Here is a 23042-nt window from a genome sequence, read left to right as displayed (position 1 = left end):
CCAAAGGATACTGAACAGGCATCTCCCAACCCGCAAAATCAACCATCTTGCCACCCAACTCAACATGCAAGTCGTACAAAGGCGTGCGTTTCGGTGTGGTCATCGTTCTAACCTTTCTTAGGTCATAATCTCTGAATGCCGCACTTGTTCGCCCTACGTCAAAACTGTTTGCCGCCCAGAGTCTCACGACTGTGTCGCAAGTCAACAGTCATGGAACTTTGATCTGTGTCAGAGCAGCCCCCGAGAGAGCCGGGTAAAGAGTATACCCCCGTATGCTGCATTCGTGTTTCTGATAGGAAACTTTTCCCCCTTACGCAACATCAAAAATGACAATCACCGGTACCTCGCCCAAGCACGCGCCTTAAGTCGCTGAGATTTTTGCCGGATGCCCACGGAACACCTCTGGCCCCTGCCTGCAACCTACCCTAAGACTCGGCCCGAGAGGGACCGCCATGTCACATATTACACTGGTTCGCCACGGCCAGGCCAACACCGATGCGCGTGATGAAGAGAGCTATGACAAGCTGAGCGAGCTGGGTCACCAGCAGGCGCGCTGGCTGGGGGCACATCTGCAATTCACGCGGACCACCTATACGCGCGTCTATTGCGGCACGCTGACCCGCCATGTGGAAACCGCCGCCAGCATGGGACTGGCGGAACCGATCCGCGACCCCCGCCTGAACGAGATCGAATACTTCACCATCGCCAAGCTGTTCGAAGAGCAGCACGGCGTGGTGGTCCCGACCGACCGCGAAGGCTTTGTGGAACATCTGCCCCGCACATTTGCCGCCTGGGCCAATGGCGACATCAAAAACACACCCGAAACCTTCGAAGAGTTCGAGGCCCGCGTCTCTGGCGCATTGCGCGATATCGGCACCGAGGGCGGACCCGCTATTGTGGTCACCTCGGGCGGATTGATCTCGATGGTGGTGCGGCAGGCGATGGGGCTGGACATCCCGTCGATGGCGCGCGTGGCCCTTGCCATCATGAATACGTCGATGCATCGTCTGCACCCGATCGGTCCGCAGCTGAGCCCGGTCCTGTTCAACGCCATTCCGCACCTGGAAGCGCCGGACCGGCAATACGCCCAGACCCACCTGTAATCCTTCGGAGGCCCCATGCAGCTTTACTATGCCCCCCGTACGATCTCGGTCGCTGTTGCCATTGCGCTGGAAGAAGCCGGGTTGGATTATGAGGCCATCAAGCTGGATTTCGCCGGGGGCGAGCAGACTAAACCGGCTTATAAACAGATCAACCCCAAGGGCCGTGTTCCGGCGCTGGTGGTGGATGGTGGCATCCTGACCGAAACCGGGGCGCTGCTGGAATATATCGCGGCCAAGGCCCCCGAGGCCGGTCTGGTGCCCGACGATCCGATCATGGCGGCGCGGATGCGCGAGGTGATGTTCTACCTTGCCTCAACCATGCATGTGAACCATGCGCACAAGCTGCGCGGGCACCGCTGGGCCGACAAGAAATCCAGTTGGAAGGACATGAAAGACAAGGTCGCACAGACGATGACCGCGTCCTGTAAATACATCACCTCGAACGGGCTGCGCGGGCCGTTTGTGCTGGGTGAAGCGTTCTCGCTGGCCGATGCGTACCTCTATGTGGTGTGCAGCTGGCTGGAAGGCGACGGCGTGGATGTGTCTGCCTTCCCCAAGATCATCGCCTTCCGCGAAGCGATGGAGGCGCGGCCTTCGGTTCAGGCGGTGCGCGCCGCCGGAATGCTCTGACAAAAGGAAATCGCATGACACATCTCTGGGTCCGGGCCGAACAGCGCCAGAACGAGGAACGGGTCGGGCTGACCCCGGAAGGGGCCGCCGCGCTGATCGCGGCAGGTCTGCGCGTGACGGTCGAGGAAAGCTCGGTCCGTGCCATTCCGATTGACGGGTACAAAGATGCCGGATGTGAGATCGCATCCGAGTATTCCTGGCCCCAGGCCCCGCTGGATGCGATCATCTTCGGCCTCAAGGAACTGCCCGAGGACGGCACGCCCCTGCCCCACCGCCACATCATGTTCGGCCACGCCTACAAGGGCCAGCATTCGGGCCGTGCCCTGTTGCAGCGGTTCAAGGCCGGCGGCGGCACGCTTTACGATCTGGAGTATCTGGTGGACGAAAATGACCGCCGCGTCGCCGCGTTCGGCTATTGGGCTGGCTATGCGGGCGCTGCCGTGACGCTGAAAACATGGGCGGCGCAGCAACGCGGTCAGGAATGCCCGCCGGTTGGCGTTTATCCAAGCAAGGATGCGCTGAACGCCGAACTGGTGGCCGAACTGGACGCCACCGGCGCCAACAATCGCCCCCGCGCCATCGTCATCGGCGCCTTGGGCCGCGTCGGCACCGGGGCCGCCGATCTGTGCGAAGCGATGGGCGTCAACGTCACCAAATGGGACATGGCCGAGACCGCCAGCGGCGGGCCGTTCCCGGAAATTCTGAACCACGACCTGTTCCTGAACTGCATCTTCGCCCGCCCCGGTACTCCGGTCTTTGTGCCGCGCGAGGCGCTGACCGCCGCGCGCAGCCTGACCGCCATCGGCGATGTCGCCTGCGACCCCGACAGCGATTACAACCCGGTCCCGGTCTACGACCGCGCCACCACTTGGGATGCGCCTGCTTTGCGCGTGGCCACCGATCCAGTCATGGACGTGATGGCCATCGACAACCTGCCCTCGATGCTGCCGGTTGAAAGCTCGCAGGACTACGCGGCGCAACTGCTGCCCTCGCTGCTGACCCTGACCGATCTGGACAGCGGCGTCTGGGGGCGGGCGGAAGCAACCTTTAAAACTCATATCGAAGGGATCTGAGCGATGACGATTCACTGGTGTGGCACCGGCCTGTCGGCCATCCCCGGCCTGCGCCGCCTGATTGAGGGCGGGCATACAGTCACCGTCTGGAACCGGACCATCGAAAAGGCAAAGGCCGAGATTGGCGACCTGACCGACGACATCCGTGCCTTTGACATCGACGCGCTTGGCGCGGTTCTGGAACAGGGCGACGTGATCGTCTCGATGCTGCCGGGTGACTGGCACGTGCAACTGGCGGAACTGGCGATTGAGAAACGGGCCAATTTCGTCTCGTCCTCCTACATCGCGCCCGAAATGCGCGCGCTGGATGACAAGGCGCGTGAGGCCGGTGTGGCGCTGGTCAATGAGGTCGGGCTGGATCCCGGCATCGACCACCTGATGGCACATGCCCTGGTCGACGACTACCGCGCCTCGGACGCGTTCGACGCGCAAAACCACCTGAGCTTTATCTCGTATTGCGGCGGCATCCCCAAAAACCCCAACCCGTTCCGCTACAAGTTCAGCTGGTCGCCGCTGGGTGTGCTCAAGGCGCTGCGGTCGCCGTCGAAATCGATCCGAGACTATGCACCGCTGGACGTCGCCCGCCCTTGGGACGCAATCACCAGCTATATCGCGCCTTTACCGACGCCCGAAAGCTTCGAGGTCTATCCGAACCGCGACTCGATACCTTTCATGAAAGAATATCAGTTCGAGGACCACTGGCTGGTCAAGGAATTCGTCCGCGGCACCCTGCGCCTGAACGGCTGGGCCGATGCATGGTCGGACGTGTTCACCGAGATCGAGACGCTGTCAGGCCCCGAAGGTGACGCGCGCCTGAAAGAAATGTCGGATCAGTTCTGGGCCGACAACGCCTATGACGAGGACGAGCCGGACCGCGTGGTTCTGTGCGTGGGCCTGAAGGCGGAAAAAGACGGCATCCCGGTCTGGCACAAAACCTATGTCATGGATGCCTGGGGCGACGCCCGCGGCACCGCCATGGCACGTCTGGTGTCGGTTCCGGTCTCGCTGGCCGTCGAGGCGGTGCTGAATCGCGCCATCCCCGCCGGCGTCCACGCCGCCCCCAGCGATCCGAAACTGGTGCAAGGCTGGATGGCTGAAATCGACACACTGGCCCAGCACCTGCAGGTGGTGGATCACTTGAACTGAGTGACGAGCCCGTCCCGATCACGGTCAGGGCGGTGTCATCTGTTCAAAGCGGCCTGCGTCCCGCAAGGCGGCGATCAACTATAACGCGTTCTTTCTGGCACGGCTTCTTGCGATTGACCATCCGCCTCTTCGAAAACCGGCCAATAAAAAAGCCATCCCGAAAACTCGGAATGGCTTTGCGTCGAACTGCAATCCGTCAGATATAGCGCGCGATCACGTCATCGATATCGCTGCGGTTGATGCCCAGCTCGGCCAGATCCTGATCGGACAGCCGGTTCAGGTCCTGCGCGGCGCGCACGATATCCGATCTGATCGCCTGCAGCCGCATGGCGCGGTCGAACAGCAACACGGAACTGGCCCTTGCCGATGGTTCGTAGTTGGGTTTTGAATCCAGCATCCTTTCCTCCATGTTTGGTGCAAGACGCGACGCCCGGTTCACTGCACGTGGCGGTGATAGGGCTGCTTGTGATAGACGCTTTCATAGGCGCGCCGGTTGATGTCACAGCGCGGAACACCGATGTCTTCCAGCTGCCTGTCGGTCAGGTTTTCCAGTGACTGGACGGTATTGGCGTAAATCCCGCGGCGGAATTGTTCGACCCGTGCTTCGGCGTAATTCGAGAACATACCGAAGAAAAGCCCCTTCTGCGGGGTTACAGTTTGTGCGTATCCCATGACTTTCTCCTTTCAGCCTGAATTGTTTTCGTCATTGCTGAAACAGATAAAAGAAGCCCGCGTTAACGCGGCCAGAGGGATAGATTAAGACTGGTTAATGTGTTGGGTCAGGGCGCGTTGCCGGGTGTATTCAGGTAGAAATAGGCCAAATCGAGCAGGTTTTGGCGCAGCGGTGGAGTAAAGTAATGCGCATAGACCATCGTCGCTTCATCACCCTCGGGGCCGACATATCGGAGAGGGTAAATATATTTTTCGGGGAAAACACAGTCGAACACTCTGCTTGCCAATACAAAGCCCTCAGCAGCTTCAAAAGGATCGCCTTGCGTCAACACCGCGACCTGACCCGCGTAGAGAGCCTGAATGTCGTATTTGCTCCACCTTGTTTCTTGAGCATAAAGCTCACTTACAGTCTTCAGGCCCGTCTCTTGCAGTTTGTCACCGTAATAGTCAAAGTGATCCCCCAATCGCTCGATCGCACCAGAACAAATGAGTTCGGGATAAGCTTCCCGCCGTTCGGGGAAAAGGGGTGGGCATTTAGGCCCAAGACCAAGACATGCCGCGTAATAATAGCCAATGAGGCCGTGGTACAGCGGATCGCGTTTGATCCCTTCGACCGTCATATCGAGCAGTTGATCGTAGAGCCTGTCCTCAATCAGGTGACTTCCCCACGTCTTTTTAATCCACCTGCGGTCGGGGTAAGTCTTTGCTAGATTAGCGAAATAGACATGCAGCTGGTCGTCCGCACCCATCGCCCGAAGCAGTTTGCCCTTCATTTCCAGCGAGTAGTCATTTGCCGGTGCAAGTTCCAACGCCGCCTCAATAGTCCCCAATGCGTCGGCGTAGTCCTCAGTGCGCGTCAGTACAAGCGCCTTCCACTGCAACGGCACCTCACTTTCAGGATCGGCCGCAATCGCCAGATCGGCCTCGCGCTTTGCGGCCTCCCAATCCTTTACCCCCATATAAAGCCGCATCTTGTTGCGATACGCCATAGACCGCTCAGCCGGGTCAGAGACGGTCCAGTTCAACAGCAGATCACAGGCGTCCAGGGTGGTTTGCAGATCCCCCTTATCCGAACTGCAGATACCAACCAGCGCGTCATGTTTTTTGCGCAAAATCGGCAGCGCAATGATGGCCAGCACGACCAGAACGATGGCCACGCGGATAATGGTCAGTTTGCGTTTCGGGGGAGCAACAGGCGTATCAGCGTTCATTAAATCAACCAAGAGTATATCCGGTTGGACTGAATCAAACCTGTGCGGGTTTGTAAACGGCCTTGAAAACAATGCCCGCAGACTTTGCGGGCATTGTGTCTACATCAGATCGTTTTCCACGTCCTCGGCCGAAATTCCCAGCGCATCCAGGCCATTCTCAAGGTGATCAGACAGGTGCGGCGTACCGATCAGGTAGTCGGCGCAAGGGGTCGAGGCCTCGGATTTGGCGGTTGCAATCGCTTCGGCCAGATCCTCGGCGAAAAAGCTCTCGCGGCCGATCCACATGACGGCGACCAGTTCAGCCTGCTCATCTTCGCCCATGCGATCGATGAAGGCGCGCAATTCGCCCTCGGCGCGATTCAGTTCGCGCCCCATCATGGCAACCTGAGCGATTTTTCTTGCCGAGATTTCCAACATGACCAACTCCTCGTGTTCGCGGTTTCCATCCTAGCACAAACATTCTGAAGTGCCCGAGTCTTTGATCTTACGCAAACAAAGACGCTTTAGGGCTCGCGGATGCGGGAAACCGGATGATCGGGAATAGGGGCAGTGCGAAACGGGCGGAACCGGGCTTTTTTGACCCACAGTTTCAGGGCCTGCCACAGGATCAGAACAAACGCGCGGCGGGCGCCGAACGGGCGGCGCAGCAGCGACCACAGGATTTTGCCGTCACTCAGCGGCGCACGCGGCCCGGTCAGTGTTGCGATCAACCCGCCGCCCTCGCGCCCGTAGTCGATCCAGACACCCACGCGGTCGGGGCGATAGTCGAACCGGAAAGTATAGGTCCCTTCGATCTTCTGAAACGGCGAGACATGCATCAGCTTGCCCGCCACGATCCGGTCCGAGGGCTGGATCGGCGTGAAGTCGGGATTGTGGCACAAGTAACTATGGCGCGTGCCATAGGTATTCGTAACCTCGGCCACCACTGTATAAAGCTGGTCTTCCGCGTCGAAACAGAACCAGAAACTGACCGGGTTGAAGACATGGCCGAATACGCGGGGCTGAGTCAGCAGGGCAATCCGGGCCGGTTGGGTAACACCCATCTGGTCGAACTGTTCGCGCAGCCAAGCGGCACCGCGGCCCTGCCCCGGCTCGCCGCCATGGTCGCGATTCCGCCAGTTGGTGACATTGGCCCGGTTCAGGGAAAACAGCAGCGGGGTGTCCGGCTGGCCTTCGGGGTCCAGCAGAATGTAGTCGACAGAATAGCGAAATGCGTTCTGAACGTCCCCCTTCCGCCCGTGAAAGGTGTGGCCTGCGATATGATCGATCCTGTTCACGCTGCATCCCCTGCTGTGCCTGTAAACCGTTCAAGCGGCATTCTTTTCCCAATCTGTTCGTACCAGATAATACGCAAACCAGCCCGACACGGATCAAAAACTGCAAACAAAGTGATCCGCCTTTGGCTGGCCCGCGTATTGTGGTTATGTTTACCGAGATCGATACCGTGACCTTGGATGAACCGGCGGCCGAGAGGCCAGCACTCAGGCCTTGGCGCGCGCAGAAACGCATCAGGGGCAGGCCGGTGAACAAAGTGGATGGCAGTTGCGACACCAGAACTGAGTGGGTGAGCCACGTCAGACGCATTCGGGACGCGCAGGATCAGGCCGCTTTTGCCGAGCTGTTCCAGCATTTCGCGCCACGGATCAAGGCGTTCCTGATCAAGTCAGGATCAGACGCCACAACGGCCGAAGAATGCGCGCAAGAGGTGATGGCGACCTTGTGGCACAAGGCGCATCTGTTCGATCCCGCCCGCGCGACCGTCGCCACCTGGGTGTTCACGATCGCAAGGAACAAGCGCATCGACGTCCTGCGCAAGCAACGCCGGCCCGAGCCCGAGGATCTGGGATGGGGTCCCGAGGCGGAACCGGAACAGGACGACGTGATCGCGCTGCAACAGGAAACCGCGCAGCTGCGTGACGCCATGGCGGCGTTGCCCGAGGCGCAACGAGAACTGATCGAAAAGGCCTATTTTGGCGATCTGAGTCACCGCGAGATTGCCTCGCAAACCGGATTGCCGCTGGGCACGATCAAATCACGCATACGGCTGGCGCTTGACCGCTTGCGCCACGCGATGAACTGAGATGATGACGATGAGCAACGAGATCAAACATCACCTGACAGACAACCTGCTGATGGCCTATGCCGCAGGCAGTCTGCCCGAGGCGTTCGACCTGATGGTCGCCACGCACCTGTCCTTGTGTGACCACTGCCGCGCCCGGGCCGAAAGCTTTGATGCCGTCGGCGGCTGTGTGCTGCAGGATCAGGACGCCTCGGCCAGCATGAGCGATGGGTCTCTGGCCGCGACCATGGCGCTGATTGCTCAGGGCGCACCGATTGCCAAACCCACACGCCCGGGATGTTCGGTTTTGCCCGCACCGTTGCAGGATTACGTCGGCGGAGATGTGAGCGACATCAAATGGCGCTCTATCGGCATGGGGGTGAAACAGGCGATCCTGCCGACCACACGCGAGGCCACCGCGCGGCTGCTGTTCATCCCTGCCGGAGCTGCCGTGCCGGACCACAGCCACAATGGCGTCGAACTGACGATGGTGCTGCAGGGTGCCTTCTCGGACGAGGTGGATCATTTCGCCCGCGGTGATGTCGAGATCGCGGATGAAGACCTGCACCACACGCCGACCGCCGATATCTCGGGGGACTGCATCTGTCTGGCGGTCACCGACGCGCCGCTGAAATTCAGCAAGCTGATGCCGCGCCTGTTCCAGCCTTTCCTGCGTATCTGAGGGGTGTCGTCAGCCTTCGGACTGGCCAAGCGGGACCACATTGGTGTGATCGTCCGGGGCCAGTTCCTCGAAATCGAAATTGTCCAGCCGCTGCGCCCGGCGCCCGGCCTTTTCGGCGCTGATCTTGATTTCCGAGATATCCTTGGCCGCCTGCCCAAAATGGCGATCAAGGTTTGAAACGCGATCACCCAGACGCTCCACATCCTTGTGCAGCATCCCCAATTCCTTGCGGATCGCGCCCGCCTGTTCCCGCATCCGCGCGTCCTTCAGGATCGCCCGCATCGTGTTCAGCGTCGCCATGCAGGTGGTAGGGGAAACGATCCAGACGCGTTTGCTGAAACTCTCCTGCACCAGTTCCGGAAACTTCGCGTGTAGCTCGGCATAAACGGCCTCGGATGGCAGGAACATCAGCGCGCCATCGGCGGTTTCGCCATCCAGAATATACTTCTCGGCGATGTCATTGATATGTTTGCGCACCGTGCTGCGGAACATCTGGACCGCCGCTTTCAACTCGGCATCATTGGTGGACCCGATCAGCGCCTCATACGCCTCGAGCGGGAACTTGCTGTCGATCACGATCGGCCCCGGCGGGTTCGGCAGGTGGATCAGGCAATCCGCCCGGCGCCCGTTCGACAGCGTCGCCTGCAGCTTGAAGCTGTCTGAGGGCAGCGCCTTGGAGACGATATCGTTCAGCTGAATCTCTCCAAACGCGCCGCGGGTCTGTTTGTTGGACAAAATATCCTGCAACGACAGCACATCGCCCGACAGTTTGGTGATATTGTCCTGCGCCTTGTCGATGGCCGCCAGCCGTTCCTGCAATTGGGTCAGCGAGGTCGCCGTCTGTTTCGACGAGCCATGCAGCGATTCCTTCATCCGCTCCTGCATCTCAGCCAGCGCGCGGGCCGATTTCATCGCGTTATCGGCCAGCCGGTCATTCATCTGCTGCTGCACCGAGGACAGGCGCGATTCCACCGTCTGGATCACCTGCACCTGCGCATTGGCCTGCGTGTCCGAGACATGCTGCAACCCGCCGCGCAGCTGTTCCTGCCCCTGTCCCAATTGCTGCACATGCTGGCCCAGATGCGCCATCTGCCGGGACAGCGGCTCCGCCATCCGGGCCGAGCGCTGCGCCGCCCGCATGGACATAAACAGCAGCAACAGAATCAGGACGACAACGCTGCCCGCAATCAGGACCACGGGGTCATTCAATGCAACTTGGGTGCCAGCAATCTCGATCATGTCGCCTCAGATGTTCTTGTTTTATTCTTCATAACCCGGCAACGCTGCCGGATCAACTGCGGCCGAACAAACGCTCGATATCGCTCAGCTTCAGTTCCACGTATGTCGGCCGTCCGTGATTGCACTGGCCGGAATGGGGTGTCGCCTCCATCTCGCGCAGCAGAGCGTTCATCTCTTCGGCCCGCATCCGACGGCCTGACCGGACCGACCCATGACAAGCCACCCGGCTGAGGATCGCCTCGATCCGCGCCTGCACCATCTGGCTGTCGCCCTGATCGGCCAGTTCGTCGAGGATATCCAGGATCATCGCGCGGGCATTGACCTCACCCAGAATGGCCGGGGTCTCGCGTACGGCGACCGCACCGCCGCCGAAAGGTTCCAGCGTCAGGCCAAGGCGCGACAGGTCGTCGGCCACGGCCATCAGACGTACGCAATCCCCTTCGGACAGTTCGACGATTTCGGGGATCAGCAGCGCCTGCGCGGCGACGCCGTTTTCGGCCATCTGGGTTTTGAGCTTTTCATAGACCAGCCGTTCATGCGCTGCATGCTGGTCAACGATCACCATCCCATCGGCGGTCTGGGCGATGATGTAATTCTCGTGCACCTGCCCACGCGCCGCACCCAAGGGCAAGTCTTGCGGTGCAGGCTCTTCAACCGCAACCGGAACCGCCGGAGCGGGGTCGACAACGCTGCCGCTGTAATCGCGGGACAATTCGGCAAAACCCGGTGCCTGCGCGCGAAACGCCGCTTGCCGTGCCGCCTGCGAGGGACGGTCCATCTGATATACCCGCGCCGGTGCAGGCTGCGCCGGTTCCGGCCGCATCGCACCCAATGTTGCATTGGCCACGGTGGTCGAGGCGCGATGCCCCGCCTCGGCCAGCGCGTGCCGCAGGGCCGAGACGATCAGTCCCCGCGCCACGCCGGGATCGCGGAACCGGACCTCGGACTTGGCGGGGTGCACATTCACATCCACCAGCGTCGGGTCGCAGTCGATGAACAGCGCCGCCGCCGGGTGGCGGTCGCGGCTGAGAAAGTCGAAATAGGCCGCCCGCAACGCGCCGGTCAGCATCTTGTCGCGCACCGGGCGGCCATTGACGAACAGGTACTGCGCGACCGCCGCGCCGCGTGAATAGGTCGGCAGGGCAGCGTATCCGTACAGCCTGATCCCCTCGCGCGTGGCGTCGATCTGCAGCGCGTTCTCAGCAAATTCGCGCCCGATCACGCGGGCCAGACGGGCGTGCAAGGCGTCGAACAGATCACCATTCTCGCGGTCGGCGCGGAAGGTCACGCGGCCCTCACCCCCGCCCGAAACATCGCGCAGAGAGAAGGTGATGGCAGGTTCCGCCATAGCCAGACGTTTGACCGTGTCGGTGATCGCCTGCGCCTCGGCCCGGTCGGTGCGCATGAATTTCAGACGGGCGGGCGTGGCAAAGAACAGGTCACGCAATTCCACCACCGTGCCTGCGCGCAGGGCGGCGGGTTTCACCGCCTCCATCTTGCCGCCAGCCACATGAATCTGCGCCGCATCCGCGCCCGGCACCCGGCTGGTGATGGTCAGCCGACCCACCGCGCCCAGCGACGGCAACGCCTCGCCGCGAAATCCGAACGTGTGGATGTTCAGCAGATCCGAGCCATCAATCTTCGAAGTCGCATGGCGCGACAGGGCCAGCGGCAGGTCCTGCGCCGAAATCCCGCAACCATCATCCGTGACACGAATCAACGTCTTGCCGCCATCGGCGATATCAATGGCAATCCGCGTCGCCCCGGCATCGATGGCGTTTTCCACCAATTCCTTGACCGCCGAGGCCGGACGTTCCACCACCTCACCCGCAGCAATTCGGTTAATCGCTGCATCATCAAGCTGCCGGATAACGGGTGCGTTTTCGCTGATATTGGGGTGTGTCTGCGCCATACCACCAGACCTAGCACAAACGCCCGCGATTCTGCCACCGGTTTGGACCTATCAATTTTAGGGAGGGGGCGTTCGAACAATCGCGCCGTACCGTTTTCAAAACACGGCAAACTTGGTCGCGATTGCCCGAACGATCCGAAGTGAGTGGTGGTCATTCAGAAAAATTCTGGCGAGTACGTAACACGAATACCGGAATGCAAATCATTAACTCTGTCAGCGCCTTGGTTCTGAGCAAGTTTCAGCCGACCGGTCGCAGACAGGGGTGGCGGGAACACGCCGTGTCAAGAGGCCTGGGGCGCTCCGGCGCGGGTACGGCACGGTCCCCACAACGCGGCGGCGGCCAGGATCAGGCCCGACATGGTGGCAATCATGCCCGCCGCGCTGACCGCGTCTGCTCCGCCCAACCACAGCGGCCCATATCCCGCCAGCACATAGCCCGACACCGCCGAGACCGTGGCGAAAACCACGCTCCACGCGATCTGGGTTTCCAGCCGGTTGGTCATCATGCGCGCGGCGGCGGGTGGGCAGATGAACATCGCGATCACGATGATCGACCCCACCGCGTCAAAGGCTGCTACGGCGGAAATCGCCGCGACGATCACCAGCGCCATGCCCAACGCGCTGGTGCGAATGCCGATGGTGCGGGCAAAACCTTCGTCAAAGGTCGAGATTTTCAGCGACCGCCAGAACAGCCAGATGAACAGGATCACCCCCGCCAGTGTCAGTGCGATACGCGGCAGTTCCGGCGGCAACCCGGCCAGGGCCGTCAGGTCCAGCAAGGATGACCAGCCCACCGCGTCCAACCAGATCAGGCTTTCCAGATTGCCGTAGAGCGCGTGTTCCACGTCCAGATGCACAGTTGAGGTATCGGTCTGTTCCAGCAACAGCACGCCGCCCGCGAACATGGTGGTGAAGACCACCCCCATCGCCGCGCCCGGTTCGATCTGGCCCAGCCTCCGGATCGCCTCGATCATCACCACGGCCACAATCGAAGCCCCCGCCGCGCCCAGCATCATCGGCCAGGTCGAGATCGCTCCGGTCAGCAAAAACGCCACCACGATCCCCGGCAGCACCACGTGGCTGATCGCATCCCCGATCAGGGCCTGTTTGCGCAGCACCAGAAAATTGCCGGGCAGCGCGCAGGCAATTGCCGCAAATGTGCCAATCAGCAAGGGTGTTAGGGACAGGGGGACAAATTCTTCACCGCTCATGAGGGCACCCCCTGCGGGCCGCCAATCTGGCGGTCGATCTCGGCAATCTGGTCGCGGGTCAGCACCGTTTCGATATCGCGCAACCCGTCATAGAGCGCCGCCGTCGCCTCATGTGCCTGATCGGCACGGACGACTTCCCAGCGTTTTTCGTCGCGCAGAGCCTTGGCGGCGCGGGCCTTGCCGGCCTCGGTCGCGACGCCGTCGGCCCGGGCCAGCCCGGCGCGTTTCAGCAGGCGCAGGGTCAGTGGTTCATAGATTTTCTGGTCCTGCGCCAGCGCCAGCAGCCCCTGCCGGATATGGACCCGGCGCTGGAAGCGCAGATGTTTAAGCACCGCCGCCAGAACGCCGCGGACCGGGGCCAACAGCAAGGACAGGGCAAAAAAGCCAAAGCTGACCAGCACGATGATCGGCCCCGTCGGCAGGTTGGGGGCCGAGGCCGACAGTGCCGCGCCCAGATATCCCGCCAGACCGCCCGCCAGACCGGCCAAGAGCACCACCCGGTCCGACCGCTCGGTCCAGAACCGGGCGGTGACAGCCGGGATGATCAGCAGCGCCACGATCAGGATCAGCCCGACGATCTTAAGGCCGACCACTGTGACGGCCATCACCAGACCCATCATCGCCAGATCGATGCGATGCACCGGCAGCCCCCGCGCCGCGGCATATTCCGGATCGAAAGCCACCATCGTCATCGGGCGCCGGATGATCATGACCATCAGCAGCGTCGCTGCCCCGCCAATCGCGATGATCAGCGCATCGGCCCACAGCATCCCGGCGGTCGAGCCCAGCAGGAACCCTTCCAACCCGGCCTGCCGCCCTACGCCCATGGTCTGAATGATGGTCAGCAGCACGACACCAAAGCCGAAAAACACCGACAGCACCGCCCCGATGGCCGCATCTTCGGCCAGACGTGTGCGGCGGGTCAGCCAATTCATGCAGAGCAAACCGATCCAGGCCGAGATCGCTGACCCGGCCAGCAGGCCGATCAGGTTGCGCCCATCGCCGCCAAAGGCAACCAGCACCAAGAACGCCAGACACACACCCGGCAGTGTTGCGTGGCTGATCGCGTCGCTGACCAGTGCACGTTTGCGCAAAAACAGAAAGGTGCCGGTGACCCCGGCCGAAACACCCAGCAAGGTCGCACCAATAGCAACCAGTGTGGCATTATAGCCAAGCTGCAGGGTCAGGGCGTCCCAAAGCACGATTTACCCCAGTGCGCGCGAGATCTGGTCGATCTGGGCGGTGGCCAGACGGCCTCCGTAGGCCGATTGCAGGGTCTCGGCGGTGAAGGCTTCGGCCACAGGACCTTCGGCCACTTTGCGGGTGTTGATCAGGAAAACGTGGTCGAAATAGTCGGTGACGGTGGCCAGATCGTGATGCACGACGATGACAGTCTTCCCTGCCTCTTTCAGCGATTTCAGAACCGCGATAATCGCCTTTTCCGTGGCCGCATCGACCCCGGCAAAAGGTTCGTCCAGCAGATACAGGTCCGCCTCTTGCGCCAATGCGCGGGCCAGGAACACCCGTTGCTGCTGACCGCCGGACAGCTGGCCGATTTGACGGTCCGCAAAATCGTGCATGCCAACGCGGTTCAGGCACTCCATCGCCCGCGCCATATGCCAGGCACGAATACGGCCCAGCAGGCCCAGTTCCCGAGACAGCCCCATCAGCACGACGTCGATGACACGGGTCGGGAAGTCCCAATCCACACTGGCGCGCTGCGGCACATAAGCGATGCGCGCGCGCTGCTGCTCCAGCGGCTTGCCATATACGGTGACCTGCCCGGACAGCGGCGACACAATCCCCAATGCGGCCTTGAGCAGGGTCGATTTCCCCGCGCCGTTCGGCCCGATGATCGCTGTCATCGCACCGGGCTGGACGGTTATGTCCACCGAAAACACCGCGGGCTTCTGACCATAGGAAACCGTCAGGCCGCGAATGGCCAGAGGGCTGTCGTCCAGGCTGTTCTCAGCAACCGTCACACCCTGATTTGCGGCCAGTTCCAGCATCACTCAAAACCCCGCCGACAGTTTGCCGTTCATGCCGCTATCGGGCACATCTGCGCCCAGCGCGCCAGCAATGACGGTGATGTTGTGATCCAGCATGCCGATATACGTACCCTCATAGGTGCCCGGTTCGCCCATGGCGTCGGAATACAGCTCGCCACCCACGCCCACATCATGACCTTTGGCCGCAGCGCCTTCGATCAGCGCGCGCATCGACCGATCAGACACCGAGCTTTCGACGAACACCGCTTTCAACTGTTTATCAACCAGCGTGTCCACCAGCTCTCCGATCCGGTTCAGACCAGCCTCGGACTGGGTCGAGATGCCCTGAATGCCCATCACCTCATAGCCGTACTCGGCCCCGAAATAGCCAAAGGCATCATGCGCCGTGACCAGCACGCGGTTGTTTTCGGGAACAGATGCCAAGGCTTGCGCAGCATAAGCCTCCAACTGGTCGATTTCAGCCAGATGCGCCTGCGCGTTGGCGGCAAAGAACTCGGCGGCGTCGGGGCGTGCCTCGGTCAGCGCCTCTTGCACTTCGACCACCACATCACGCCACAAGGCGGGACTCATCCAGACATGCGGGTCATATTTGTCGGCATAGTCGTCATGGGCGCGCAGTTTCGACGTGTCGATCCCTTCGGCCACGGCCACCACGGCCCGCTTGCGGCCCAGGTCGTGGAAGAAATCCTCCATCTGCGCTTCAAGATACAGGCCGTGCCACAGGATCAGGTCTGCGCGGGTCATCGCCACGATATCGCTGCGGGTCTGGCGATAGGCGTGCGGATCGACGCCGGGGCCCATCAGACCCTTCACCTCGACCTGATCTCCACCGACCTGACGCGCTGCGTCGGCGATCATGCCGGTGGTGGCAACCACCTTCAGCGGCGCCTCGGCCCAAGCTGTCAATGGCACTGCAGCGGCAAAGGCCAAGGCTGCAAGAAAGCTGCGACGAATCATGTCGAATCCCGATTCCGAACTCAGTTGAGAATGAATATGCGAACCATTCGCAAGTAAGTCAACGCTATTGCGAGTTATTCGCAAGAAAATGCCAATTTTGTCCATTTGGTCAAAAAAGATACCAGCCCAGCCCCTCAATGCCTTCCCTTTACGCGCAACCCGTGCGATTTTGGCGCAAACCTCCCAAAGGACGTGACAATGGAAACGCAGAGCTCAGACAGCCCCGTGCGCACCGCGCATCTGCCGCAGGTGACCGAGCCCAGAAACCCCGGTATGGACCTTGATATGGACTGGGTGCGCGCCGTGCAGGCCAACACCTCGGCCATTGAACGCCGCGCGGCGACCCTGCCCGGTCGGCGCTCGGTGAAGAAAGACTATCAGGCCGCGTGGTTGCTGAAGGCAGTCACCCTGATCGACCTGACCACGCTGGCAGGCGACGATACAGTGGGCCGCGTGCGCCGCCTGTGCGCCAAGGCGCGCCAGCCGGTATCGCCCGCCGTGTTGCAGACGATGGACATGCCGCCGATCACCACCGGGGCGGTCTGTGTCTATCACGACATGATCGAAACCGCCGTTGCGGCGCTGAAGGGCACCGGTATTCCCGTGGCCGCTGTATCCACCGGCTTCCCTGCGGGTCTGTCCCCTTTCCACCTGCGTGTGGCCGAGATCGAGGAAAGCGTAAAGGCTGGCGCCGAAGAGATCGATATCGTGATCTCGCGCCGTCATGTGCTGTCGGGTGACTGGCAAGCGCTGTATGACGAAATGAAGGCCTTTCGCGCCGCCTGTGGCGACGCCCATGTCAAAGCCATTCTAGCAACCGGAGAGCTGGGCAGCCTGCGCAACGTCGCCCGCGCCTCGCTGGTCTGCATGATGGCGGGGGCGGATTTCATCAAGACCTCGACCGGAAAGGAAAGCGTCAACGCCACCCTGCCCGTGTCGCTGGTGATGATCCGCGCGATCCGCGACTATTATGACCTTACCGGGTACCGCGTGGGTTACAAACCTGCGGGAGGCATCTCCAAGGCAAAGGACGCGCTGGTTTACCTGTCGCTGATCAAGGATGAGCTGGGCGACCGCTGGCTGGAGCCGGACCTGTTCCGCTTTGGCGCGTCGTCGCTGCTGGGCGATATCGAACGGCAGTTGGAACATTATGTGACCGGGGCTTACTCGGCTGGGTACAGACACTCCATCGGCTGAGCCCGTGGATAGGTCTGGACAGTGAGTATTTGGGAAAAGATGAAGTCATGACAGTTAAAGAAATCTTCGAAACCATGGACTATGGCCCCGCCCCCGAAAGCGCTGCCGAGGCTTTGGCGTGGCTGGTCGATCAGGGTGACAAGTTCGGTCACTATATCGATGGGGCTTTCACCAAGCCCGGCAAGGGCTTCGACAGCCGCAACCCCGCGACCGGAGAGGTTCTGGCCAAGCTGACGCAGGCGAAACAATCCGACGTGGACGCCGCCGTCACCGCCGCCCGCAAGGCGCAACCCAAATGGGAAAAGCTGGGCGGCGCAGGCCGGGCGCGGTACCTCTACGCCATTGCGCGCCTGCTGCAGAAACACGCGCGGCTGATTGCAGTGCTGGAAAGCCTGGATAACGGCAAGCCGATCCGGGAATCGCGCGACATCGACATCCCTCTGGCGCAGCGGCACTTCTACTATCACGCCGGAATGGCGCAGTTGATGGAGAGCGAACTGCCCGACGCGCAGGCGCTTGGTGTGTGCGGGCAGATCATTCCGTGGAACTTCCCGCTGCTGATGCTGGCGTGGAAGATCGCGCCGGCGCTAGCAATGGGCAACACGGTGGTTCTGAAACCGGCCGAGTACACCTCGCTGACCGCGCTGCTGTTTGCCGATATCTGCTCGCAGGCCGGTCTGCCCAAGGGCGTGGTCAACATCGTCACCGGCGATGGTGCGGTGGGTGAGATGATCGTGAACGCGGACGTGGACAAGGTCGCCTTTACCGGCTCGACCGTTGTGGGGCGGCGTATCCGTGAGGCGACCGCTGGTTCCGGCAAGGAACTGACCTTGGAGCTGGGGGGCAAGTCCGCCTATATCGTTTTTGACGATGCCGATATCGACAGCGCTATCGAAGGTCTGGTCGATGCGATCTGGTTCAATCAGGGGCAGGTCTGCTGCGCGGGCTCGCGCCTGTTGGTGCAGGAAGGCATCGCCGACCGGTTCCACGACAAGCTGCGCGCGCGGATGGACAAACTGCGTGTCGGCAATCCGTTGGACAAGTGCATCGACGTGGGTGCGGTGGTGGACCCGGTTCAGCTGCAGACCATCAAGGGTATGGTCGAAAGCAACACCGCCGGTCATGTCCATCAGGCCGCTTGTGAGCTGCCCTCGAACGGCTGCTACTACCCGCCGACGCTGATCTCGGGGCTGGAAACGTCCGATCCGCTGATGCAGGAGGAGATCTTTGGCCCGGTGCTGGTGTCCTCGACCTTCCGCACCCCGGCTGAAGCGGTCGAGCTGGCCAACAACACCCGTTACGGGCTGGCCGCGACGGTCTGGACCGAGAATGTGAACCTTGCGCTGGATATCGCGCCCAAGCTGGTTGCGGGCGTGGTCTGGGTCAACGCCACCAACCTGTTCGATGCCGCCGCAGGCTTTGGCGGGGTGCGCGAAAGCGGCTTTGGCCGTGAAGGCGGTTGGGAAGGGCTGGCGGCCTATACCAAACCCAAAGGCAAAGCCAAGCCGCTTGCAAAGGTTGAAGCGGCCTTGGGCGAAGGGGCTCCGGTCGATCCCATCGACCGCACCGCCAAGATGTATGTGGGCGGCAAACAGGCGCGGCCCGACAGCGGCTATTCGAAGCCGGTCTGGGGAAAGTCCGGTCTGCTGGGCCATGTCGGCCTTGCCAACCGCAAGGACGTGCGCAACGCGGTTGAGGCCGCGGCGGGCGCCAAAGGCTGGTCCAAGACCACAGGCCATCTGCGGGCGCAGATTCTGTATTACATCGGCGAGAACCTCTCGGCCCGTGCTGATGAATTCGCCGCCCGTATCGACGCCATGACCGGCAAGAAGGACGGCGCGAAAGAGGTTGAGGCCTCGATCCAGCGCCTGTTCACTGCCGCTGCATGGGCCGACAAGTATGACGGTCAGGTGCACGGCGTTCCGATCCGGGGCGTTGCCATCGCCATGAAGGAACCGGTTGGGGTGATCGGCGCGCTCTGCGCGGATGAGGCGCCGCTGCTGGGTCTGGTCTCGGTCATGGCCCCGGCGATTGCGATGGGCAACCGGGTGGTGCTGGCAACTTCTGAGCCCTATCCGCTGGCAGCGACCGACTTCTATCAAATCCTGGAAACATCGGATGTGCCTGCGGGCGTGGTCAACATCCTGACCGGCAGCCACGCGGAGCTGGCGAAACCTCTGGCCTCGCACCTGAACGTGGATGCGGTCTGGTCGTTCTCGTCCACCGATCTGTCGAAAGAAATCGAAGCCGTCTCGGCCGGGAACCTGAAGCGGACCTGGGTCAATAACGCGACGGCATTTGATTGGGGCGTGGACCATTCGCGCCGCTTCCTGCAGGCTGCGACCGAAGTGAAAAACATCTGGGTGCCCTACGGCGAGTAGGGCTCCCGCATCACGGGAGGCCTACATGGATTTTGCAAACAAGACCGTCATCGTCATTGGCGGCACCAGCGGTATCAATCGGGGCATTGCCGAGGCCTTTGCGGCCTTGGGTGCCAAGCTGGCCGTCGCCAGCCGGTCACAGGAAAAGGTCGATGACACCGTCGCCGCGCTGAAAGCTGCAGGTGCGGCTGACGCCATTGGTGCGGCCTTCGACGTGCGTGACGCGCAGGCGGTGGCAGCGGGCCTGAAACAGTTCCACGACGCGTTCGGTGATTTCGACGTTCTGGTCTCGGGCGCGGCGGGCAATTTCCCGGCGCTGACGTCCGAGATGTCGGTCAACGCCTTCAAGACCGTGATCGATATCGACCTGATGGGTACCGTCCATGTAATGAAGGGAGCCTACCCGTTCCTGAAACGCCCCGGCGCCAGCATCATCAACATCTCGGCCCCGCAATCCTATCTGCCTTATGAAGGGCAAGCCCATGTCTGCGCCGCCAAGGCGGGCGTCGATCAGATCACCCGCACCCTGTCAATGGAATGGGGGGTCGAGGGCATCCGGGTGAATTCGGTCGTGCCCGGCTTTATCGAAGGCACCGAGGGCGCGAAACGTCTGGCCCCCACCGAAAACGCCCATGAAGAGCTGCGCCGCGATGTGCCCCTGGGTCGATGGGGTCAGCCGCAGGACGTCGCCAATGCCTGCCTGTTCCTCAGTTCCGATTTGGCCAGCTATATCAGCGGCACGGTGATGGCTGTGGATGGCGCGCTGTATCAGCGCGGCTCGGGCAAGTTTGGTCAGATGATGGGGCAGATGCTGCGCAGCGCAGCGGGGAAAAAGGGCTGAGGCGCGCTCAGAGCCCCCTTTTCTTCAGTTTGTGGTTTCCAGACCTTCGGGTTTACCGACAACGGTGAAATGCAGCCCCTCGGGGTCGAGCAGCTCACTGGCCACACGGTTCACGTCTTCCAGTGTTACCGCGTTCACCTTGTCGTTGCGGGTGGTGATATAGTCGATGGGCAGATCATCCATCTGCATCCCGACCATGATCCCGGCGATCTGCCCGTTGCCGTCAAACCGCAGCGGGTAGGCCCCGGTCAGATAGGTCTTGGCATCGTCCAGCTCTTTCTGCGTCACGCCTTCGGACGCGGCACGGGCCCATTCGTCGCGGATCACCTCGACCGCTTCGGCGATGCGGTCATTGCCCGATGACACCGAACCCAGATAGACCGAGGCCAGATCCTTGGGCACCAGATAGGTCGCCACACCATAGGTCAGCCCGCGCTTTTCGCGCACCTCCTGCATCAGGCGGCTTTCGAACCCGCCACCGCCAAGGATGTGGTTCAGCACAAATGCGGCAAAGAAATCGGGATCGTGCCGGTCAATCCCCGCATGCCCGAACAGGGCCACCGATTGCGGGGTGTCGAATTCGACAACGCTGACCCCGCCGGGGATGGTCACATCGGCGCGGTCCGGAATGGGCTTGCCGGTTTCGGGCAGATCGGCCAGCAGCTTGTCCAGCAGTACGCCCAGTTCCTCGGGTGTGATATCGCCCACGGCACCGACATAGAGACGGTCCTTGGCAAGAACATTGTCATAAGCGGCCACGACATCATCGCGGGTCAGCGCGCTGACGCTTTCGATCGTGCCCTTGCCCTCGGTGCCATAGGGGTGGTCACCATAGGCCATCTGCGCGAAATTGCGGCTGGCTATGTCATTGGGATCGGTCTGATCGGACCGCAGCCCGGACAGAACCTGTGCCTTCACCCGCTCCACCGCGTCCTCGTCAAAGCGCGGTTCGTGAATGGTGGTGCGCATCAGATCGATCACCTCATCCCGGTTCTCGGTCAGGAACTGCGCCGAAATCGAAACCGAGTCGTCAGACGCGTTGTAGCTGAACGAGGCCGCCAGCGATTCCAGCTCGCGTGCATAGGTGCGGGCATCCATGTCGCCAGCGCCTTCCTCGATCAGGCCGCTCATCAGGTAGGTGGCGCCGCGCTTGCCGGGATCATCCAGCGAGGTGCCGCCGCGAAAGCGCAGCTCCAGCGCGGTGAAGGGGATCGAGTGATCCTCGACCAGCCAGGCGGTGATGCCGCCGGGCGAGGCCACCTCTTCGATCTCTATCTCGGCCCACGCGGGCAGTGCGATGACGAAAGCGATCAGGGTTGCGAATATGCGTTTCATTGCGTCACCTCATCGTCGCGCATCAGCCAGCCGGTGACCGACGCCTCGGGTTGCAATACCTCACGGGCGGCGGCGATGATCTCATCCCCGGTCACGGCCTGCAGGATATCGGGCCAGGCCTGCACATCCTCGACCGTCAACCCGCTGGTCAGAGCGCGGCCATAGCGGTTGCCGATCCCGTCCACATTATCGCGGGCATAAGTCTGGGCCGCGCGCAGTTGCATCTTGATGCGTTCGAGGTCTTCTTCGTTGACGCCTTCGGCGATGAAATCGACCACCGCCTGATCCATCGCGTCCTCGGCCTCTTGCAAGGTCACGCCCTGCGCCGGGACAACCAGCAGATCAAAGGTCGTGTCATCCAGCGAGACACCGCGATAGAAGGCCCCGGCATAGACGGCTTTTTGCTGTTCGAATTGCAGCTTTTCATTCAGATAGGACGTGGTGCTGCCGCCCAGCAACTCGGCCAGCAGGAACAGCGCTGCGGCTTTCTCCTGTTCGCCCGGATCACGTTCGGGCGCCAGATAGCTGCGCTGCACATAGGGCTGCGAAACCCGTGCATCCTTGAAGGTCAGGCGACGTTCGGCCGTTTGCGGCGGCTCTTGCGAACGCACCCGTTCCGGCAGGTCCGGATTGGCCGGGATGACACCGTAATACTGTTCGGCCAGTACCTTGACTGCGTCGGGTTCCACATCGCCGGTCACCACCAGAATGGCGTTATTGGGCGCGTAATGGGTCTGGTAGAAGGATAGCGCGTCCTCCATGTCCAGCGTCTCCATCTCGTGCCGCCAGCCGATGATCGGCGCACCATAGCGATGGTTGAGGTATTGCGACGCGCTCATCTGCTCGCCAAACAGGGCGCGGGGGCTGTTTTCGGTGCGCTGGTTGCGTTCTTCCAGGATCACGTCGCGTTCGGTGACGATGTCCTCGTCGCTCAGGCGGATGTTGCGCATCCGGTCCGCCTCCATCCGCATCATCAGCTCAAGCCGGTCGGCGGCGACGCGCTGGTAATAGGCGGTGTAGTCATAGGACGTAAACGCGTTGTCATTGCCGCCATTGGCCGCGACCGTGGCCGAGAATTCACCCGGGGCCAGCGTGTCGGTGCCCTTGAACAGCAGATGTTCCAGGAAATGCGCCACGCCGGACGAGCCGACCGGCTCATCCGCGGACCCGGCCCGATACCAGACCATATGCTGCACGACAGGCGCGCGGTGATCTTCGACCACGACGACATCCATGCCGTTGTCCAGCGTGAAGGTTGTGACCGCCTCGTGCCCCTCTTTGGCAATCAAGGGGGTAGCGGCGACAAGGGCGGCAGACAAGGCCAGAGCCCGAACCATGGGGCGTCCTCCGTTTCGTTCAATGGTGTTCAAACTACGGTGGTGGG

General features: G+C 61.7%; 22 protein-coding genes. 9 read left to right on the top strand and 13 right to left on the bottom strand.

Features of this window, described 5'->3' with window-relative positions; all coding sequences use genetic code 11:
* The first annotated feature begins 452 nt into the window (after positions 1–452).
* The 4 genes from ACR0DO_RS09320 to ACR0DO_RS09305 are packed head-to-tail and all read left to right on the top strand — an operon-like array spanning position 453 to position 3952.
* Entirely contained in the window at positions 453–1103 is a 651-nt protein-coding gene (locus ACR0DO_RS09320; protein ID WP_170443899.1) for a histidine phosphatase family protein, read from the top strand.
* Between the two features lie 15 nt (positions 1104–1118).
* Positions 1119–1733, top strand: coding sequence for a glutathione S-transferase family protein (locus ACR0DO_RS09315; protein WP_170443901.1), 615 nt, complete (start codon positions 1119–1121; stop codon positions 1731–1733).
* Positions 1734–1747: 14 nt separating this feature from the next.
* The gene (locus tag ACR0DO_RS09310) at positions 1748–2806 is read left to right on the top strand and encodes a saccharopine dehydrogenase (protein ID WP_480558161.1); all 1059 of its coding nucleotides are present in this window, start codon (positions 1748–1750) and stop codon (positions 2804–2806) included.
* Between the two features lie 3 nt (positions 2807–2809).
* On the top strand, positions 2810–3952 hold the full coding sequence (locus tag ACR0DO_RS09305; RefSeq protein ID WP_480558159.1) for a saccharopine dehydrogenase family protein: 1143 nt from the start codon (positions 2810–2812) through the stop codon (positions 3950–3952).
* Positions 3953–4148: 196 nt separating this feature from the next.
* Here the strand turns inward: ACR0DO_RS09305 and ACR0DO_RS09300 are convergent, their stop codons facing one another.
* The 5 genes from ACR0DO_RS09300 to ACR0DO_RS09280 form a co-directional block, all read right to left on the bottom strand.
* Entirely contained in the window at positions 4149–4349 is a 201-nt protein-coding gene (locus tag ACR0DO_RS09300; RefSeq protein WP_480558157.1) for a DUF1127 domain-containing protein, read from the bottom strand.
* Positions 4350–4387: 38 nt separating this feature from the next.
* Positions 4388–4624, bottom strand: coding sequence for a DUF1127 domain-containing protein (locus ACR0DO_RS09295; protein ID WP_480558155.1), 237 nt, complete (start codon positions 4622–4624; stop codon positions 4388–4390).
* 107 nt (positions 4625–4731) lie between these two features.
* Positions 4732–5835: a tetratricopeptide repeat protein gene (locus ACR0DO_RS09290; RefSeq protein ID WP_480558153.1), complete on the bottom strand. Its 1104-nt coding sequence runs from the start codon at positions 5833–5835 to the stop codon at positions 4732–4734.
* Between the two features lie 99 nt (positions 5836–5934).
* Positions 5935–6252 (bottom strand): DUF3775 domain-containing protein, encoded by a 318-nt coding sequence (locus ACR0DO_RS09285; protein ID WP_170326413.1) that lies wholly within the window; start codon positions 6250–6252, stop codon positions 5935–5937.
* Positions 6253–6338: 86 nt separating this feature from the next.
* The gene (locus ACR0DO_RS09280; RefSeq protein ID WP_480558151.1) at positions 6339–7112 is read right to left on the bottom strand and encodes a DUF1365 domain-containing protein; all 774 of its coding nucleotides are present in this window, start codon (positions 7110–7112) and stop codon (positions 6339–6341) included.
* Positions 7113–7258: 146 nt separating this feature from the next.
* On the opposite strand from ACR0DO_RS09280, the gene ACR0DO_RS09275 reads away from it, so the two are divergent.
* The gene (locus ACR0DO_RS09275; protein WP_480558149.1) at positions 7259–7915 is read left to right on the top strand and encodes a sigma-70 family RNA polymerase sigma factor; all 657 of its coding nucleotides are present in this window, start codon (positions 7259–7261) and stop codon (positions 7913–7915) included.
* Between the two features lie 10 nt (positions 7916–7925).
* On the top strand, positions 7926–8576 hold the full coding sequence (locus ACR0DO_RS09270) for a ChrR family anti-sigma-E factor (RefSeq protein WP_480558147.1): 651 nt from the start codon (positions 7926–7928) through the stop codon (positions 8574–8576).
* 9 nt (positions 8577–8585) lie between these two features.
* Here ACR0DO_RS09270 and ACR0DO_RS09265 read toward each other — a convergent pair whose 3' ends face one another.
* The 6 genes from ACR0DO_RS09265 to ACR0DO_RS09240 all read right to left on the bottom strand — a co-directional run bounded on the left by ACR0DO_RS09265 (position 8586) and on the right by ACR0DO_RS09240 (position 15904).
* Positions 8586–9815 carry a DNA recombination protein RmuC gene (locus ACR0DO_RS09265; RefSeq protein WP_170443921.1) on the bottom strand — a complete coding sequence of 410 codons (1230 nt, stop codon included), beginning with the start codon at positions 9813–9815 and terminating at the stop codon, positions 8586–8588.
* 52 nt (positions 9816–9867) lie between these two features.
* Positions 9868–11727: a DNA mismatch repair endonuclease MutL gene (mutL, locus tag ACR0DO_RS09260; RefSeq protein ID WP_480558144.1), complete on the bottom strand. Its 1860-nt coding sequence runs from the start codon at positions 11725–11727 to the stop codon at positions 9868–9870.
* A gap of 281 nt (positions 11728–12008) precedes the next feature.
* On the bottom strand, positions 12009–12938 hold the full coding sequence (locus ACR0DO_RS09255) for a metal ABC transporter permease (RefSeq protein WP_480558142.1): 930 nt from the start codon (positions 12936–12938) through the stop codon (positions 12009–12011).
* Positions 12935–14140 (bottom strand): metal ABC transporter permease, encoded by a 1206-nt coding sequence (locus ACR0DO_RS09250; RefSeq protein ID WP_480558140.1) that lies wholly within the window; start codon positions 14138–14140, stop codon positions 12935–12937. The genes ACR0DO_RS09255 and ACR0DO_RS09250 overlap by 4 nt, the downstream gene beginning before the upstream one ends.
* 3 nt (positions 14141–14143) lie before the next feature.
* Positions 14144–14947, bottom strand: coding sequence for a metal ABC transporter ATP-binding protein (locus ACR0DO_RS09245; protein ID WP_480558138.1), 804 nt, complete (start codon positions 14945–14947; stop codon positions 14144–14146).
* A gap of 3 nt (positions 14948–14950) precedes the next feature.
* On the bottom strand, positions 14951–15904 hold the full coding sequence (locus tag ACR0DO_RS09240) for a metal ABC transporter solute-binding protein, Zn/Mn family (protein ID WP_480558136.1): 954 nt from the start codon (positions 15902–15904) through the stop codon (positions 14951–14953).
* Between the two features lie 198 nt (positions 15905–16102).
* Between ACR0DO_RS09240 and deoC the strand changes: the two genes are divergently transcribed.
* From deoC to ACR0DO_RS09225, 3 genes are read left to right on the top strand one after another with little or no spacing between them, the layout of a single operon-like run.
* Positions 16103–17101 carry a deoxyribose-phosphate aldolase gene (deoC, locus tag ACR0DO_RS09235; RefSeq protein WP_480558134.1) on the top strand — a complete coding sequence of 333 codons (999 nt, stop codon included), beginning with the start codon at positions 16103–16105 and terminating at the stop codon, positions 17099–17101.
* A 47-nt stretch (positions 17102–17148) separates the two neighbouring features.
* The gene (locus tag ACR0DO_RS09230) at positions 17149–19482 is read left to right on the top strand and encodes an aldehyde dehydrogenase family protein (RefSeq protein ID WP_480558132.1); all 2334 of its coding nucleotides are present in this window, start codon (positions 17149–17151) and stop codon (positions 19480–19482) included.
* Positions 19483–19507: 25 nt separating this feature from the next.
* Positions 19508–20323 (top strand): SDR family oxidoreductase, encoded by an 816-nt coding sequence (locus ACR0DO_RS09225; RefSeq protein WP_480558131.1) that lies wholly within the window; start codon positions 19508–19510, stop codon positions 20321–20323.
* A 24-nt stretch (positions 20324–20347) separates the two neighbouring features.
* Here ACR0DO_RS09225 and ACR0DO_RS09220 read toward each other — a convergent pair whose 3' ends face one another.
* Together ACR0DO_RS09220 and ACR0DO_RS09215 are read right to left on the bottom strand one after the other, a co-directional pair.
* Positions 20348–21658 (bottom strand): M16 family metallopeptidase, encoded by a 1311-nt coding sequence (locus ACR0DO_RS09220; protein ID WP_480558129.1) that lies wholly within the window; start codon positions 21656–21658, stop codon positions 20348–20350.
* Positions 21655–22995 (bottom strand): M16 family metallopeptidase, encoded by a 1341-nt coding sequence (locus tag ACR0DO_RS09215; protein WP_480558127.1) that lies wholly within the window; start codon positions 22993–22995, stop codon positions 21655–21657. Before ACR0DO_RS09215 ends, ACR0DO_RS09220 begins: the two co-directional genes overlap by 4 nt.
* Positions 22996–23042 lie beyond the last annotated feature (47 nt).

This window comes from Ruegeria sp. AM9, assembly GCF_056540565.1.
The sequence above is the reverse complement of the archived record's forward strand: the minus strand, read 5'-3'. Positions and strand labels throughout refer to the sequence as shown.

Excerpts from the sequence above, each read along its gene's own strand:
- ACR0DO_RS09320 (WP_170443899.1), top strand. The coding sequence starts at position 453 with ATGTCACATATTACACTGGTTCGCCACGGCCAGGCCAACACCGATGCG.
- ACR0DO_RS09315 (WP_170443901.1), top strand. The coding sequence starts at position 1,119 with ATGCAGCTTTACTATGCCCCCCGTACGATCTCGGTCGCTGTTGCCATT.
- ACR0DO_RS09310 (WP_480558161.1), top strand. The coding sequence starts at position 1,748 with ATGACACATCTCTGGGTCCGGGCCGAACAGCGCCAGAACGAGGAACGG.
- ACR0DO_RS09305 (WP_480558159.1), top strand. The coding sequence starts at position 2,810 with ATGACGATTCACTGGTGTGGCACCGGCCTGTCGGCCATCCCCGGCCTG.
- ACR0DO_RS09300 (WP_480558157.1), bottom strand. The coding sequence starts at position 4,349 with ATGCTGGATTCAAAACCCAACTACGAACCATCGGCAAGGGCCAGTTCC.
- ACR0DO_RS09295 (WP_480558155.1), bottom strand. The coding sequence starts at position 4,624 with ATGGGATACGCACAAACTGTAACCCCGCAGAAGGGGCTTTTCTTCGGT.
- ACR0DO_RS09290 (WP_480558153.1), bottom strand. The coding sequence starts at position 5,835 with ATGAACGCTGATACGCCTGTTGCTCCCCCGAAACGCAAACTGACCATT.
- ACR0DO_RS09285 (WP_170326413.1), bottom strand. The coding sequence starts at position 6,252 with ATGTTGGAAATCTCGGCAAGAAAAATCGCTCAGGTTGCCATGATGGGG.
- ACR0DO_RS09275 (WP_480558149.1), top strand. The coding sequence starts at position 7,259 with ATGTTTACCGAGATCGATACCGTGACCTTGGATGAACCGGCGGCCGAG.
- ACR0DO_RS09270 (WP_480558147.1), top strand. The coding sequence starts at position 7,926 with ATGAGCAACGAGATCAAACATCACCTGACAGACAACCTGCTGATGGCC.
- ACR0DO_RS09265 (WP_170443921.1), bottom strand. The coding sequence starts at position 9,815 with ATGATCGAGATTGCTGGCACCCAAGTTGCATTGAATGACCCCGTGGTC.
- mutL (WP_480558144.1), bottom strand. The coding sequence starts at position 11,727 with ATGGCGCAGACACACCCCAATATCAGCGAAAACGCACCCGTTATCCGG.
- ACR0DO_RS09255 (WP_480558142.1), bottom strand. The coding sequence starts at position 12,938 with ATGAGCGGTGAAGAATTTGTCCCCCTGTCCCTAACACCCTTGCTGATT.
- ACR0DO_RS09245 (WP_480558138.1), bottom strand. The coding sequence starts at position 14,947 with ATGCTGGAACTGGCCGCAAATCAGGGTGTGACGGTTGCTGAGAACAGC.
- ACR0DO_RS09240 (WP_480558136.1), bottom strand. The coding sequence starts at position 15,904 with ATGATTCGTCGCAGCTTTCTTGCAGCCTTGGCCTTTGCCGCTGCAGTG.
- deoC (WP_480558134.1), top strand. The coding sequence starts at position 16,103 with ATGGAAACGCAGAGCTCAGACAGCCCCGTGCGCACCGCGCATCTGCCG.
- ACR0DO_RS09230 (WP_480558132.1), top strand. The coding sequence starts at position 17,149 with ATGACAGTTAAAGAAATCTTCGAAACCATGGACTATGGCCCCGCCCCC.
- ACR0DO_RS09225 (WP_480558131.1), top strand. The coding sequence starts at position 19,508 with ATGGATTTTGCAAACAAGACCGTCATCGTCATTGGCGGCACCAGCGGT.
- ACR0DO_RS09220 (WP_480558129.1), bottom strand. The coding sequence starts at position 21,658 with ATGAAACGCATATTCGCAACCCTGATCGCTTTCGTCATCGCACTGCCC.
- ACR0DO_RS09215 (WP_480558127.1), bottom strand. The coding sequence starts at position 22,995 with ATGGTTCGGGCTCTGGCCTTGTCTGCCGCCCTTGTCGCCGCTACCCCC.